12 protein-coding genes are annotated in these 13,910 nt (G+C 66.5%); 8 read left to right on the forward strand and 4 right to left on the reverse strand.

Annotation, left to right across the window (positions count from 1 at the left end; genetic code table 11):
- Positions 1 to 244: 244 nt before the first annotated feature.
- Complete coding sequence (locus ACPTTC_RS28640; RefSeq protein ID WP_423394885.1) at positions 245 to 1,579, reverse strand: NAD(P)/FAD-dependent oxidoreductase; 1,335 nt, start codon at positions 1,577 to 1,579, stop codon at positions 245 to 247.
- Between the two features lie 271 nt (positions 1,580 to 1,850).
- The gene (gene polA / locus ACPTTC_RS28645; protein ID WP_423394886.1) at positions 1,851 to 4,604 is read right to left on the reverse strand and encodes a DNA polymerase I; all 2,754 of its coding nucleotides are present in this window, start codon (positions 4,602 to 4,604) and stop codon (positions 1,851 to 1,853) included.
- Position 4,605: 1 nt separating this feature from the next.
- Between polA and ACPTTC_RS28650 the strand changes: the two genes are divergently transcribed.
- From ACPTTC_RS28650 to ACPTTC_RS28665, 4 genes are all read left to right on the forward strand, one after another.
- Positions 4,606 to 5,364, forward strand: coding sequence for a TIGR00730 family Rossman fold protein (locus ACPTTC_RS28650; protein ID WP_175955016.1), 759 nt, complete (start codon positions 4,606 to 4,608; stop codon positions 5,362 to 5,364).
- 392 nt (positions 5,365 to 5,756) lie between these two features.
- The gene (locus ACPTTC_RS28655; protein WP_175955014.1) at positions 5,757 to 6,032 is read left to right on the forward strand and encodes a hypothetical protein; all 276 of its coding nucleotides are present in this window, start codon (positions 5,757 to 5,759) and stop codon (positions 6,030 to 6,032) included.
- Between the two features lie 170 nt (positions 6,033 to 6,202).
- Positions 6,203 to 7,195: a GlxA family transcriptional regulator gene (locus tag ACPTTC_RS28660; protein WP_423394887.1), complete on the forward strand. Its 993-nt coding sequence runs from the start codon at positions 6,203 to 6,205 to the stop codon at positions 7,193 to 7,195.
- A gap of 149 nt (positions 7,196 to 7,344) precedes the next feature.
- Positions 7,345 to 7,908 carry a tautomerase family protein gene (locus tag ACPTTC_RS28665; RefSeq protein ID WP_423394888.1) on the forward strand — a complete coding sequence of 188 codons (564 nt, stop codon included), beginning with the start codon at positions 7,345 to 7,347 and terminating at the stop codon, positions 7,906 to 7,908.
- A gap of 277 nt (positions 7,909 to 8,185) precedes the next feature.
- Here ACPTTC_RS28665 and ACPTTC_RS28670 read toward each other — a convergent pair whose 3' ends face one another.
- On the reverse strand, positions 8,186 to 9,118 hold the full coding sequence (locus ACPTTC_RS28670; protein ID WP_423394889.1) for a LysR substrate-binding domain-containing protein: 933 nt from the start codon (positions 9,116 to 9,118) through the stop codon (positions 8,186 to 8,188).
- Positions 9,119 to 9,281: 163 nt separating this feature from the next.
- Between ACPTTC_RS28670 and ACPTTC_RS28675 the strand changes: the two genes are divergently transcribed.
- From ACPTTC_RS28675 to ACPTTC_RS28685, 3 genes are all read left to right on the forward strand, one after another.
- A complete protein-coding gene (locus ACPTTC_RS28675) occupies positions 9,282 to 9,740 on the forward strand; it encodes a cupin domain-containing protein (RefSeq protein ID WP_423394890.1) in 459 nt (152 codons plus the stop codon).
- A 64-nt stretch (positions 9,741 to 9,804) separates the two neighbouring features.
- A complete protein-coding gene (locus tag ACPTTC_RS28680) occupies positions 9,805 to 10,608 on the forward strand; it encodes an SDR family NAD(P)-dependent oxidoreductase (protein WP_423394891.1) in 804 nt (267 codons plus the stop codon).
- 26 nt (positions 10,609 to 10,634) lie between these two features.
- The gene (locus ACPTTC_RS28685; RefSeq protein WP_423394892.1) at positions 10,635 to 11,606 is read left to right on the forward strand and encodes an aldo/keto reductase; all 972 of its coding nucleotides are present in this window, start codon (positions 10,635 to 10,637) and stop codon (positions 11,604 to 11,606) included.
- Positions 11,607 to 11,780: 174 nt separating this feature from the next.
- Here ACPTTC_RS28685 and ACPTTC_RS28690 read toward each other — a convergent pair whose 3' ends face one another.
- Positions 11,781 to 13,307: an AMP nucleosidase gene (locus ACPTTC_RS28690; RefSeq protein ID WP_175955000.1), complete on the reverse strand. Its 1,527-nt coding sequence runs from the start codon at positions 13,305 to 13,307 to the stop codon at positions 11,781 to 11,783.
- Positions 13,308 to 13,436: 129 nt separating this feature from the next.
- On the opposite strand from ACPTTC_RS28690, the gene ACPTTC_RS28695 reads away from it, so the two are divergent.
- Positions 13,437 to 13,832, forward strand: coding sequence for a hypothetical protein (locus tag ACPTTC_RS28695; RefSeq protein WP_423394893.1), 396 nt, complete (start codon positions 13,437 to 13,439; stop codon positions 13,830 to 13,832).
- The last annotated feature ends 78 nt before the right edge of the window (positions 13,833 to 13,910 follow it).

Raw genomic sequence — 13,910 nt, forward strand, 5'->3', positions numbered from 1 at the left:
CTCGATTACGACGCCTTGATTCGGCGGCGAAGAAACGCGCAGGCGGCCCGTCGAATCGCGATGCAGCAAGCCGCTTGTCGATCGCCGTTGCGCGATCGAATGCTTGCCGTTTGAAACGAAAAACGCGCGGTCGATATCGCCCGTCACGCGCAGACATGGCAGCCCGACTGCCCGCAAGAAACAACGGGCGGAAACGACGCACGACGTGCGCACTCCCCGCCCGCTTCCCGCGCTTGCCGCGCGTTCAGTGCAGCTTGACGCGCGGCAGCGTCGTGCGCCGCAGCCAGTGCGCGACCGTATCGAGCATCATGCGCGGATAGCCGTGCAGCGCAGCGATGTGCATCCGGTACAGCGACATGTACATGAAGCGTGCGAACAGCCCTTCGATCAGCATGTTGCCGCCGATCAGCCCGCCCATCAGGTTGCCGACCGCGCTGAAATGGCCGAGCGACACGAGCGAGCCCAGGTCGCGATAGGTGAATTCGGGCAGCGGGCGCCCGTCGAGCCGGCAGCCGATTGCCTTCAGCAGGAAGCTCGCCTGCTGGTGCGCAGCCTGCGCGCGTGGCGGCACGTTGCGTTCGTTGCCGGGCCATGCACATGCCGCACAGTCGCCGAGCGCGAACACGTTGTCGTCGGTGAAGGTCTGCAGCGTGCGGCGCACGTCGAGCTGGCCGAGCTTGTTGACCTGGAGACCATCGAGATTGGCGAGCACGGACGGCGCCTTGATGCCCGCGGCCCAGACCGTCAGGTCGGCACGCACCGTCTTGCCGCTCGCCGTATGGACGGCCCCGGGCGCCACCTCGGTCACGCGCTCGGCGAGCATCAGCCGCACGCCGATCTTTTCGAGCAGTTCGGCCGTCGCCGACGACACGCGCTCCGGCAACGCCGGGAGGATCCGCGGCCCCGATTCGATCAGCACGATGCCGACGTCGTGCCGCGGGTCGAGCTTGTGCAGCCCGTAGGCCGACAACACCTGCGCGGTGTTGCGCAGCTCGGCGGACAGCTCGACGCCAGTCGCACCGCCGCCGACGATCGCGACCTGGATGCGCGGCTCGGCCGCCTCGCCCGGCGCGGTCGGTGCCGGCGCCTGGTGCTCGGCGCGCATGCACGCGGCGATCAGCCGCTTGCGGAAGCGCTCTGCCTCGCCAACGGTATCGAGCGCGATCGCATTTTCCGCCGCGCCCTGCACGCCGAAGAAGTGAGTCGTGCTGCCGATCGCGATCACGAGCGTGTCATATTCCAGCTCGCGCGCCGGCAGCAGCTCCTCGCCGTCGCTGTCGTTGACCGGCGAGAGCGTGATGCGTTTCGCCGCGCGGTCGAGCCCGGCCAGCCCGCCCTGCTGGAACTCGAAGCCATGCCAGCGCGCCTGCGCCGCATATTCGAGCTCCTGCGTGAATGGATCCATGCTGCCGGCCGCAACCTCGTGCAGCAGCGGTTTCCAGATGTGGGTCGGATTGCGGTCGACGAGCGTGACAAGCGCACGCGCGGGACGATTGCCGCGCGCGCCGTAACGGTCGCCGAGCCGCGTCGCCAGTTCAAGGCCGCCCGCGCCTCCGCCTACGATGATGATCCGATGCATCTGTTCCCCCTTTGCGATTCGAAACTGCTGCCGCCGGACAGTGCAAACGCGATGCATTCGCGCCACCCGGTGGATTAACCGGTTCGGACACCATCGATGTGCAGTTCGAAGCACTTCGATGTTTCCAACCCCGGAACGCGGGGTGCGCATGCTCCCGCGTCAATGACATGCATTGTCCGGGAGCTTGCGCGTTGACCACAAGCAAACCATCTCGATATTCAGCATCCCTGCAACAATATGCCGCAGGAATCGGGAACCGCGCGGCGGTGCGTCAGTGTGCCTCTTCCCAGTTCGCGCCGGCGCCCACTTCGGCAACCAGCGGCACCTTCAGCTTCGCCACGCCGCACATCATTTCCGGCAGTTTCTCGCGCACCAGCGACAGTTCGCCGTCGGGTACCTCGAGCACCAGTTCATCGTGCACCTGCATGATCATCCGCGATGCAAGCTTGTCGCGTGTGAGCCAGTCGTCCACCGCGATCATCGACAGCTTGATCAGGTCGGCCGCCGTGCCCTGCATCGGCGCATTGATTGCCGCGCGCTCGGCCGCCTGGCGGCGCGGGCCGTTGCCGCCGTTGATCTCGGGCAGCCACAGACGGCGACCGAAGACGGTTTCGACGTAGCCCTTCTCCTTCGCCACCGCGCGCGTGTCTTCCATGTACTGTGCAACGCCCGGGTAGCGGGCGAAATAGCGGTCGATATAGAGCTTCGCCGCATCGCGCGTAATGCCGAGGTTCGACGCGAGCCCGAACGCGCTCATCCCGTAGATGAGCCCGAAGTTGATCACCTTCGCAATGCGGCGCTGGTCGGAATTGACCTCCAGCGGCGTCACGCCGAACACCTCGGCGGCCGTCGCGCGGTGGATGTCCTCGCCCTGCGAGAACGCGCGCAGCAGCGACGCGTCGCCCGAGATGTGCGCCATGATCCGCAGTTCGATCTGCGAATAATCGGCCGACACGATCCGGTGGCCCGGCGAGGCGATGAACGCTTCGCGGATCCGCCGGCCCTCGGCCGTGCGCACCGGAATGTTCTGAAGATTCGGATCGTTCGACGCAAGGCGCCCCGTGACCGCGACCGCCTGCGCGTAGTTCGTGTGCACGCGGCCCGTCGCAGGGTTCACCATGCGCGGCAGCTTGTCGGTATAGGTCGACTTCAGCTTCGACAGCCCGCGATGCTCGAGCAGCAGCTTCGGCAGCGGGTAGTCCTCGGCCAGCTTCTGCAGCACTTCCTCGTCGGTCGACGGCGCGCCGCTCGGCGTCTTTTTCACGACCGGCAACTGCAGCTTTTCGAAGAAAATCTGCCCGATCTGCTTCGGCGAGCCGAGATTGAATTCGCCGCCCGCCAGTTCGTACGCCTGCGCTTCGAGCTCGATCAGGCGCGTCGCAATTTCGGTGCTCTGCGCGTGCAGGAGTGCATCGTCGATCAGCACGCCCGTACGCTCCATCTTGCGCAGCACGAGCGACACGGGCATCTCGATCTCGCGATACACGCGCAACAGGCCTGGTTCGCGCGCAACCTGCGGATACAGCGCGTGATGCAGCTGCAACGTGATGTCGGCATCCTCGGCCGCGTATTCGGCGGCCTGCGCGAGCGCCACTTCGTCGAAACCGATCTGCTTCGCGCCCTTGCCGGCCACGTCTTCGTACTTGATCGTCTTGACGCCCAGATGACGCAGCGCAAGGCTGTCCATGTCGTGCGTGCGGTGCGATTCGACCACGTAGGATTCGAGCAGCGTGTCGTGCTCGATGCCGTTCAGCGCGATGTCGTAGTTCGCGAGCACCTGCGCGTCGTACTTCAGGTGCTGGCCGACCTTCTTGCGATCGGCCGATTCGAGCCACGGCTTCAGGCGCGCGAGCACTTCATCGAGCGGAAGCTGCTCGGGCATGTCGGGGCCGCGGTGTGCAACCGGCAGATAGGCAGCCTTGCCCGGCTCGACCGAGAACGACAGACCGACGAGCCGCGCGAGCATCGGATCGAGCGAGGTCGTCTCGGTGTCGAATGCGGTCAGCGCGGCCGCATCGATCTTCGCGAACCACGCATCGAATTGCTCCCAGGTCTGGATCGTGTCGTATTCGCGGTCGATGTCGGCCGCCACCACCGGCGCCGGCTCGCCTTCCGGCGCATCGGCGCCGCCGCCTTCCGCCGGCGCGCTGTCGACTTCACGCAGCCAGGTCTTGAAGCCGTAGCGCGCGAAGATGTCGCGCAACAGGTCGCGCGCTTCGCCGTCGGTCTTCAACGACGCTTCGATCGATTCGAGATGCGGCGCGAGATCGCAGGCCGTCTCGACGGTCACGAGCTTTCGGCCAAGCGGCAGGAAGTCGAGCGCGCGGCGCAGGTTGTCGCCGACCACGCCCTTGATGTCGCCCGCATGCTCGATCACGCCGTCGAGACTGTCGTACTGCGCCAGCCATTTCACGGCCGTCTTCGGCCCGCACTTCTCGACGCCCGGCACGTTGTCGACGGTATCGCCGATCAGTGCGAGGTAGTCGATGATGCGCTCGGGCGGCACGCCGAACTTCGCGATCACGCCTTCGCGGTCGAGCGTCTCGTTGGTCATCGTGTTGACGAGCGTGACGTGGTCGGTGACGAGCTGCGCGAGATCCTTGTCGCCCGTCGACACGATCACGTTCATCCCGTGCCGCTCGGCTTCGCGCGCGAGCGTGCCGATCACGTCGTCGGCCTCGACGCCCTCGACCATCAGCAGCGGCCAGCCGAGCGCGCGCACCGCGCCGTGGATCGGCTCGACCTGCAACGCGAGGTCGGGCGGCATCGACGGGCGGTTTGCCTTATAGTCGGCATAAAGGTCGTCACGGAACGTCTTGCCCTTTGCATCGAACACGCACGCGCTATACTCTGCACTGACTTCCTTGCGCATACGGCGCAGCATGTTGATGATTCCGTAGAGCGCTCCGGTCGGCTCCCCGCCAGGGCCACGCAAATCAGGCATCGCATGGTAAGCCCGATACAGATAGCTCGAACCGTCAACCAATAGCAGGGTCTTACCTTCCAGATTTCGTTCTTCAGGCATTATGAACAAGAGAAAAGTGATTCCGAGTCTGCGTTCGCTCGCAGATCAAGAACGCGCGACGGCCAAGAAGGCGCGCGCATCGTGGCAGATGTTCACGATTATGGCAGAGTTTATCGAGGCGACCGAGTACCTGTCGGAGATCCGCCCGGCTGTCAGCATCTACGGTTCTGCCCGCCTCAAACCCGATACGCCGCACTACAAGCTCGCCACGCAGATCGCGCGCAAGCTGTCCGACGCCGGCTTCGCCGTGATCTCCGGCGGCGGCCCCGGCATCATGGAAGCCGCGAACAAGGGCGCGCACGCAGGTAAAGCGCCGTCGGTCGGCCTGAACATCGAGCTGCCGCACGAGCAGGCCGGCAACCACTACCAGGATATCTCGCTGCGCTTCCGCCACTTCTTCACGCGCAAGGTCACGTTCGTGAAGAACTCCGATGCGGTGATCGTGATGCCGGGCGGTTTCGGCACACTCGACGAGCTGTCGGAAGTGCTCACGCTGATCCAGACGAAGAAGTCGCGCCTCGTGCCGATCATCCTCGTCGGCAGCGAGTTCTGGAAGGGGCTGCTGCAGTGGTTCCGCGACCAGCTGATCCCGATGGGCCTCATCAATCCGGAAGACATGGACCTGATGCAGGTGATCGACGATCCCGACCAGGTGCTCGACGCAGTGCTCGCGTTCTACGAGGACAGCGGCGAGGAAGAAGGCTCGGACGATGACGGCCATCCGCCGCGCCCCGAAGAAGACCGGATGTTCTACCTGTAATCCATCCGTGACGACCGCCGGCCCGACGGCCGGCGTCCCCCTCGCGCGCGGCAGGCGTGGCGGTTCCGCCACCTGCCGCGTGTCACTTTGTAACGCGCGATTAATCGCACTTCGTGGCCTCGCGCCGCCGAATGTCAAATCCGCGCAGCCGGTGCCCTGCGACTCGCGCGCAATCATCCGCGCACGCAGGTCGCCATTGTCAAATGATGCGGCCCGACACCCGCACTCCGCGCCTGCCAGCCGCCAATCCGCCGTAACAAACCCGCCTCGCGTTTTCTGTCGTGCGCCAGCACACTGCATGTGTCGGTGCGGCGTTTCCCCCGGTGGAACGATCCCCCCTCGCTTCCATCGCGTCGCGCCGGCCCTTTACAACGACATCACGGAAAAAGAACATGCAACGCTCGCTGATCGCCCTTGCCTTCGCCGGCCTCGGCCTTTCGCTGTCCGGCCTCGCCCACGCCGTCAACGTCGACGTCAACATCGGCACGCCCGCACCGGTCGTCGTTGCGCCCGCGCCCGCGGTGATCGTCGGCTGGCATGGCGACCGCTACTGGGACGGCCACCGCTACTGGGAACGCCGCGAGTGGGAAGACCACCAGCGTCATCGCGGTCACGACGATCACGGCTATCACTGCCCGCCGGGACACGCGAAGAAGGGTGAGTGCTGAGCGACACCGCGCGGCCGCTCGCCGTACGCAAGGCCGCCCGTGCGCTTCGGCGCCGGGCGGCCTTTTGATTTTCAACCGCCGGCCGCATGAGTCGACGGCGTCGTCGGCTGGAAAAATCGCTTCGCGCCCGGTGGTAGCATTGCCCCTGCCCGAGGCCAATCCCGCCACTCATGCCGCTCATCCGAATCTGGGCCGTCGAACATGCCCTTGCATCCGGCGTCGCCGCGCCGACCGACATCCTCACGGCGGCCAATCATCTCGCTGCAACGGCATCGCAGGGCCGCACGCGCACACCGTTTCGCTGGCGCGTCGAATCGATCGGCGGACGGCCGGTGCGCGCCGCCTCCGGCCAGGTCATCCCGGTCGACGGCGCGATCGACGGCAGCAGTCCCGCCGACGCGATCTGGCTGACGAGCCCATTCGTCGCGGATCTCGAGCGGCTGCTCGACCGCCCCGCCGCGCTCGCGCCGCTGTTCGACGCGCTGCGTCGGCAACACGCGCGCGGCACGCTGATCGCGACGTACTGTACCGGCGCATTCCTGCTCGCCGAGGCCGGCTTGCTCGACGGCCGCGTTGCCACGACGCACTGGTCGAAGGCATCGAGCTTCCGCGCGCGCTACCCGGACGTGGCGCTGCGTGCGTCGGACATCCTGACCGAGCAGGACGGCATACTCTGCGGCGGCGCCATCACCTCTTATCAGAATCTCGCGCTGCGAGTCGTCGACAAGCTGGCGAATGCGCGCCTTGCAGCGTCGGTCGCCAGGCTCATGCTGATCGACATGAACCGCGTGTCGCAGGATTCGTTCATCGACCTCGACCGGACGAGCCATCGCGAGCACGACGATGCAGCCATCGCGCGCGCCCAGCACTGGATGGAAAAGCACTTGCGGGAACCCTTCAGCCTCGCCCGGCTGAGCGATCACGTCGCGATGAGCGAACGCACGCTCCATCGCCGGTTCCGGGACGCGGTGGGCGCGCCGCCGCTCAGGTATCTGCAGACGCTCAGGATCGAAGTCGCGAAGCGGCTGCTCGCGGAAACGAAGCTCGCGATCGATGCTGTATGCGAGCGCGTCGGCTACGCGGACATCAGCGGCTTTCGGCAACTGTTCAAGCGCGAGACCGGCATCTCCCCCGGCGAGTATCGCCGTCGCTTTAGGCAATAGTCGCGCACGACAGGCATCGAACACGATGTCGGAAATGGCATCGTTGAATGGCAGTTTCGCCACTGCGCGTATCGGCATCGGGTTCATACACTGGGTTCACGTCGTCCCGCTCCGGAGCGACGCCCTCTGAACCGAACCAGGACACCGCCATGCCGATGATCGACGTCATCATTCCCGAAGGTGCGCTCGCACCGCAGGCCGAAGCACGACTGATGGAAGAGCTGACCGATACGCTGATCCGTCACGAGGGGCTCGATCCCGACAATCCGCGCGTGCGGGACGTGACCTGGATCTTCGTTCATCGCCCCGCGGCCGTGTATCGCGCCGGAGTTGTCGCCCTTGCGCCGATCTACCGGATCGTGCCGACCGTGCCCGAAGGTCAGTACACGGACGCCGCGCGCGCCGGGCTGATCGCGGAGGTGACCGCTGCCGTCGCTCGCGCGGAAGGTGTGCCGGTCGACGCCGTCGCCACGCGCGTGTGGGTCTTTCCAACGGAAATCGATGACGGCTGCTGGGGCAGTCGCGGTGCGGTGCGTCGCCTGCCGGACATCATGGACTATTTCGGTGGCGCAACGCTGCGGGCGCTCGGGGAACGGCGGCTGGCGATCAAGCGGCGCATGGATGCGATTGCGGTGCTCGAAGCCGTGCTCGTCGCGATGCGCGAGACGCATCAAGGACTGTCGCTCGTTCGCGACGCCGAGCCCGCGTACTGATGCTCGACGAGCGCGTGCCGCCTCCCGGCACCCGAACCCGGCTTCAGGGAGTACGGGTATGTGCGGCGCGCGCAGCGGCGCGGCGCCGTGGCCCGGCTCGCCATCAGGGCACGCGTTGGCCGTGACGACGTCGCACAGCACGACGAACGCGCCGATCGCGGCCATGAGGACAGCCATGGTCCGCCGGGGCGCTTGAACATCCGCGAGCGCGAAGCGATCACGCGCAATCTCCCGGCCGGCAAGGCCGCCCGGAGGCTCGCCCGCGATCAGGCGCGTGTCATGCCGACGCTTCCGCAAACGAAATCGGCGCAAGATCCGGATGCGCGCCAAGCCGGTCGGCAAGGAAATCCATCAGCAAACGGCTCCTCCGCGGCAGATGCATGCGCTGCGGCATGCACAGATGGAGGCCGTAACGGCAGGTCACGTGCCGGGTCAGCAGCGGCACGAGATGCCCCTCGCGAATGTGCGCGTGAACCGAATAGCCGAAGAACTGGCCGATCGCGGCGCCGCTCAGCACCGTGTCGAGTTCCGCATCGATGTCGTTGGTCGCGATGAACGGGTCGATCTGTCGTGTGTCGACACGACCATCAACCAGGAATTCCCACGGAAACGGCTTGCCCGTGCGCGGATACAGGAATGCGGTGCAACGATGATCGCGCAACGCGTCTATCGTCTGCGGCTCGCCGTGTCGACGCAGATACGCAGGCGCCGCGCAGACGATCAACTGAAGATCGGTGACGCGCCGTGCCACGAGCCCGCTGTCGGGCAGATTGCCGGTCCGCACGGCAATGTCGATCCGCTGTTCGACGATGTCGGCCATGTCGTCGCTGACGATGAGCTCTGCCGTGACGCCCGGCTGCCGGTCGCAGAATTCGCCGAGCAGCGGCGCGAGGAAGCGCCGGGCCAGCGAATACGGCGCCGCAACACGGATCGTGCCGGCCGCGAGCGCCCGATCGTCGTCGAGCATGCGCAGCGCGCTCTCCAGTTCCCCGACAGCGCCGCGGCATTGTGCAAGCAGGCGCTCACCCTCGAGCGTCAGCGCGATTCCGCGCGTCGAGCGCAGGAGCAGCCGTACGCTCAACAACGCTTCCAGCGCTGCGACCTGCTTGCTGGCCGCTTGCGGTGTCATGCCCAGCTCGCGGGCGCCCGCGCTGATGCCGCCCGCGGCCGCGATACGGACGAATACCGTCAGCGCTTTCAACCGATCCATTCGCAGCTCCCGTCAAACCCGGAACACCCGGGCAATCGTCCATTGCACGCAACGCCTGTCCGACCGGTTGAATCGGTTTCAACCGGTCGGGTGCTATTCGCGCGGCGCCCTGCTTCGCACAATGGCGCAGTCTTCGATACCCGATGCCAGACAGCCCACCGCCATGAACACACTCTCATTTTCAGCCGTTGCGCGAACCGTCGTCGCAGCCGCATTGATCGTCGCTGGTTCGCCGCGAGCAACCGCACAGGAAGCCGACGCGGGCAGCCGCGTGGCCGAGACGGTACTGCTGCGAACCACGCAGGCGTGGGACGGCTCGCGGTATCGCACGTACCCGTCAGGACAACCGGAGATCACGGTCGTACGCTACACGATTCCGCCGCACGCGGTATTGCCGTGGCATACGCATCCTTCGATCAACATCGGCTACGTGCTGTCGGGCCACCTCACCGCCGTGCGCCGCAGCGACGGCAAGCGGCTGGCGCTCGGCCCCGGCGACGTGGTGCCGGAAATGGTCGACGGCGCCCATCGCGGCGAAACCGGCGACGAGCGCGCCGAACTGATCGTGTTCTACGCCGGCGCGCCCGGCACGCCCCTGACGGTGCCCGACCACCGGGACTAAGCACCTCGACCATGCGCCGGCCCGCCGGCCAGCTCGCTTCCCTTTACATGGAGCCACTCTCGTCATGCCCGACTCACGAAGCTCGTCATCATCTCCCGCCACCACGCGCCCCCGACTCGACGGACGCGTCGCGCTCGTTACCGGCGGCGGCACCGGCATCGGCCGAGCGGCCGCGCTCGCCTTCGCGCGGGAAGGCGCCCATGTCGTCGTCGCCGGACGGCGCGCGGCGCCGCTCGACGAAACCGTACGCGCGATTACCGAGCGCGGTGGCGAAGCCTTCGCGATGGCCATCGACGTCGGATCCGCCGATGGCGTGCGCGCGCTCGTCGACGCAACGATCCGACGCTACGGCGCATTGCATGCCGCGTTCAACAATGCAGGTACGGAAGGCACATTCGCCCCGATCGTGGAACAGACCGAGGCCGACTTCGACCATGTGATCGCCACCAATCTCAAGGGTACGTGGCTGTCGATCAAATACGAAATGGGGGCAATGCTCGCGCACGGCGGCGGTGCGATCGTCAATACGTCGTCGTGGCTCGCGAAAGGCGCGCTTGCCGGCTCGTCGACCTATTCGGCCAGCAAGGGCGCGCTCGATGCACTGGTGCGCGCGGTCGCACTCGAGGGCGGCCCGCACGGCGTCCGGATCAACAACGTGAACCCCGGCATCATCGACACGCCGATGGCGCGCCGCTTCGGCGACGACGAGATGTTCCGCCCCTTTGCCGCATTCACGCCCGCACGGCGGATCGGCACGCCGGAAGACGTGGCCGACGCGGCCGTCTGGCTCTGCAGCGACGAAGCGCGCTTCGTGACGGGAGAATCGCTCCTGGTCGACGGCGGCTACACGATCGGCGGCATGCGCTGACCCGCGCCGGGACGGAGGAGGAACCGATGGAATACGTGAGGCTGGGAAGGTCCGGGCTGAAGGTGTCGAGGCTATGCCTGGGCTGCATGACCTACGGCGACCCGTCGTGGCGTCCGTGGGTCGCGACCGAAGAGGAAGCCCGCCCTTTCATTCGTACGGCACTCGATGCGGGCGTGAATTTCTTCGACACGGCCGACATCTACTCGGGCGGCGAGAGCGAGCGCATTCTCGGGCGGGCGCTGCGCGATTTCGCGACGCGCGATGATGTGGTGATCGCAACCAAGGCGTTCTTTCCGACCGGCGACGGGCCGAACGCACGCGGGCTGTCGCGCAAGCATCTGCTCGCCAGCATCGATGCGTCGCTGCAGCGCCTCGGGACGGATTACGTCGATCTCTACGTGATCCACCGGTTCGATCCGGACACGCCGATCGAAGAAACGCTTGATGCGCTCGATACCATCGTGAAGAGCGGCAAGGTCCGCTATCTCGGCGCGTCGTCGATGCATGCGTGGCAATTCATGAAGATGCTCGCGTTCCAGCGGCATCACGGACTTGCCCGATTCGTCTCGATGCAGAGCCAGTACAGCCTGATCTGCCGCGACGACGAGCGCGACATGCTTCCGCTCTGCATGGGGGAAGGGATTGCCTACACGCCGTGGTCCCCGCTCGGCCGCGGGCTGCTGGCCGGCTCGCGCGATGCGTCGACGACGCGGGCCGCAACCGACCGGCAAATGGTGTCCTGGTACGACGGGCGTGACGCGGTCGCGGCGACCGTCGATGCCGTCCGGCAGGTGGCGCAGGCGCGCGGGCTGCCGCCCGCGCGGATCGCCCTGGCATGGGTGCTGAGCCGACCAGGCATCACCGCGCCGATCGTCGGGTTGTCCAAGCCGAATCACCCGACCGACGCACTCGCGGCGCTCGACCTGAGACTCGACGATCGCGAGACCGCGTTGCTCGAGGCTGCATTCGACCGGACCGTCGAAACGGTCCAATGGTGACCAAGGCGCCTGCGATCGGATCCAGCCTGCGTTTCGAAGCCGCGTCGTTCATTACGGGCGCGCGACCGTACGCTGCCAGCCCTCTTAATCGCATGCACCGTCACGTCCGCGAGGGCGGCAACTCGGAAAACGTGAACCCCGGCGACGCCCCGCAGGGCCCGCCGGTCATCGCACTTACTGAAACGCCACTTCCGCAAAGCTCCGCAGCTTGCGGCTATGCAGCTTGTCGAGCCCGTTCGTCCGCAGGATCTCCATCGCCCTCACGCCGATCTGCAGATGCTGGTCGACCTGCCCGCGATAGAACGTGTCGGCCATGCCCGGCAGCTTCAGCTCACCATGCAGCGGCTTGTCCGACACGCACAGCAGCGTGCCGTACGGCACCCGGAAGCGGAAGCCGTTCGCGGCGATCGTCGCGCTTTCCATGTCGAGCGCGATCGCACGGCTCTGCGACAGCCGCTGCACCGGCTCGCGATGATCGCGCAACTCCCAGTTACGGTTGTCGACGCTCGCGACCGTACCCGTGCGCATCACGCGCTTCAGTTCAGCGCCCTCCAGTCGGGTCACGTCGGCCACCCCGCGCTCGAGTGCGAGCTGCACTTCGGCCAGCGCCGGAATCGGTACCCACAGCGGCAGGTCGGCGTCGAGCACGTGATCCTCGCGCACGTAGCCGTGTGCGAGCACGTAGTCGCCGAGGCGCTGCGTGTTGCGCAGCCCCGCGCAGTGACCGAGCATCACCCACGCGTGCGGACGCAGCACCGCGATGTGATCGGTGATCGTCTTCGCGTTCGACGGGCCGACGCCGATGTTGACCATCGTGATGCCGCTGCCGTCCGCGCGCTTCAGGTGATACGCGGGCATCTGCGGCAGGCGGGGCGGCGCGGCGCCCTCGGCCGGTTCGCTGCCGAGGTTCGCGTTGTACGTGACGACATCGCCCGGCTCGACGAACGCGCTGTACTGGCTCCGGTATGCACGCACCTCGGGATCGTCGCTCTCCGTCATCACCGTGCGGCCCAGCTTCACGAACTCGTCGATGTAGAACTGGTAGTTCGTGTACAGCACGTAGTTCTGGAAATGCGTGGGCGACGTCGCCGTGTAGTGGCGCAGCCGATGCAGCGAGAAGTCGACGCGCGCGGCCGTGAACAGCGCGAGCGGGTGCGGCTCGCCCGGCGCCGGCTCGAACGTGCCGTTGACGATGCGGTCGTCGAGATACGACAGGTCGGGCGTATCGAAGATGTCGCGCATCGCGAGCAGGCGGTCGCGGTCGAGCTCGCCCTCGAGATGGATCCCTTCAGGAAACGCGAAATGAATCGGAATCGGCTGCGACGACACGCCGATCTCGATCTTCACATGGTGGTTCTTCGACAGCAGGCGCAGCTGCTCGCGATAGTAGTTCGCGAAAAGATCGGGGCGCGTGACCGTCGTCTCGAACACGCCGGGGCCCGCGACGAAACCGTACGAGCGGCGCGAATCGACATGCGTGTTGACGTCGGTGCGGATCCGCACGAACGGGTAGCACGCGCGCACGTGCTCGGTGATCGGTTCATGGCGGCGATAGCGCGCGAACGCGTCGCGCAGGAAGCCCGTGTTCGTGTCGTAAATGGCGGACAGCCGCGCAACGGCGGCGATCGGATCGTCGAAAGCCTCGACTGACGGGCTCTCGGGCGTCAGCACTCGGTGCCGGCGGCTCAAATCGTTCTTCATTTTCATCACCTCGTCTGATCCGACGACATTACCACGGAACCCGGTCGCCCTTATGGCTGCCCCTACGCACGCGAGGGCCGGATGGGGCGCAGTATTTGCTAAAATCGGTGGGTTCACTGGAGACTCATCATGAAGCCGCTCATTCTCGTCACCGCTGCCGCCGCGTTTGCCGCCGCCAGCGTCGCTTACGCCGCCGGCGGCACGCCTGACGCCGACGCGCAGGCTCGGGCCGAGGCCAACGAGGCCGCCGGCCTGCCCGATCTCCGCAAGATCAACCGGCCGGGCGCCGAAGTCACGTCGAAAGTCGACTTCGCCGACATCCGCCGCACGCCGAGCTTCCACGAAAAGAGCAAGAACGGCACCGAAGTCACCGAGTACCGCGATCGCGGCAAACCGGTCGAGATCGACGTGAAGTCGAACTTCGGCACGCGCTACCAGATGAGCTCGACGCCCGACACGTCGCCGAAGCCGCACGACGCGGGCATCCCGATCACGCGCCTGCCGTCGCTGAACCTGCGCTACTGATTTCGTGGCGCGCGGCATCTGACGCCGCGCGCCGCCTCCCTTCACCCGCTGTCGCGACGCACGCCGCCCGCGTGCCGA

The organism is Burkholderia mycopellens (genome assembly GCF_964265025.1).
Taxonomy (GTDB): Bacteria; Pseudomonadota; Gammaproteobacteria; order Burkholderiales; family Burkholderiaceae; genus Burkholderia.

Bases quoted from the DNA above. Each gene is read 5' to 3' on its own strand.
- ACPTTC_RS28640 (WP_423394885.1), bottom strand. From the start codon at position 1,579: ATGCATCGGATCATCATCGTAGGCGGAGGCGCGGGCGGCCTTGAACTG.
- polA (WP_423394886.1), bottom strand. From the start codon at position 4,604: ATGCCTGAAGAACGAAATCTGGAAGGTAAGACCCTGCTATTGGTTGAC.
- ACPTTC_RS28650 (WP_175955016.1), top strand. From the start codon at position 4,606: ATGAACAAGAGAAAAGTGATTCCGAGTCTGCGTTCGCTCGCAGATCAA.
- ACPTTC_RS28655 (WP_175955014.1), top strand. From the start codon at position 5,757: ATGCAACGCTCGCTGATCGCCCTTGCCTTCGCCGGCCTCGGCCTTTCG.
- ACPTTC_RS28660 (WP_423394887.1), top strand. From the start codon at position 6,203: ATGCCGCTCATCCGAATCTGGGCCGTCGAACATGCCCTTGCATCCGGC.
- ACPTTC_RS28665 (WP_423394888.1), top strand. From the start codon at position 7,345: ATGCCGATGATCGACGTCATCATTCCCGAAGGTGCGCTCGCACCGCAG.
- ACPTTC_RS28670 (WP_423394889.1), bottom strand. From the start codon at position 9,118: ATGGATCGGTTGAAAGCGCTGACGGTATTCGTCCGTATCGCGGCCGCG.
- ACPTTC_RS28675 (WP_423394890.1), top strand. From the start codon at position 9,282: ATGAACACACTCTCATTTTCAGCCGTTGCGCGAACCGTCGTCGCAGCC.
- ACPTTC_RS28680 (WP_423394891.1), top strand. From the start codon at position 9,805: ATGCCCGACTCACGAAGCTCGTCATCATCTCCCGCCACCACGCGCCCC.
- ACPTTC_RS28685 (WP_423394892.1), top strand. From the start codon at position 10,635: ATGGAATACGTGAGGCTGGGAAGGTCCGGGCTGAAGGTGTCGAGGCTA.
- ACPTTC_RS28690 (WP_175955000.1), bottom strand. From the start codon at position 13,307: ATGAAGAACGATTTGAGCCGCCGGCACCGAGTGCTGACGCCCGAGAGC.
- ACPTTC_RS28695 (WP_423394893.1), top strand. From the start codon at position 13,437: ATGAAGCCGCTCATTCTCGTCACCGCTGCCGCCGCGTTTGCCGCCGCC.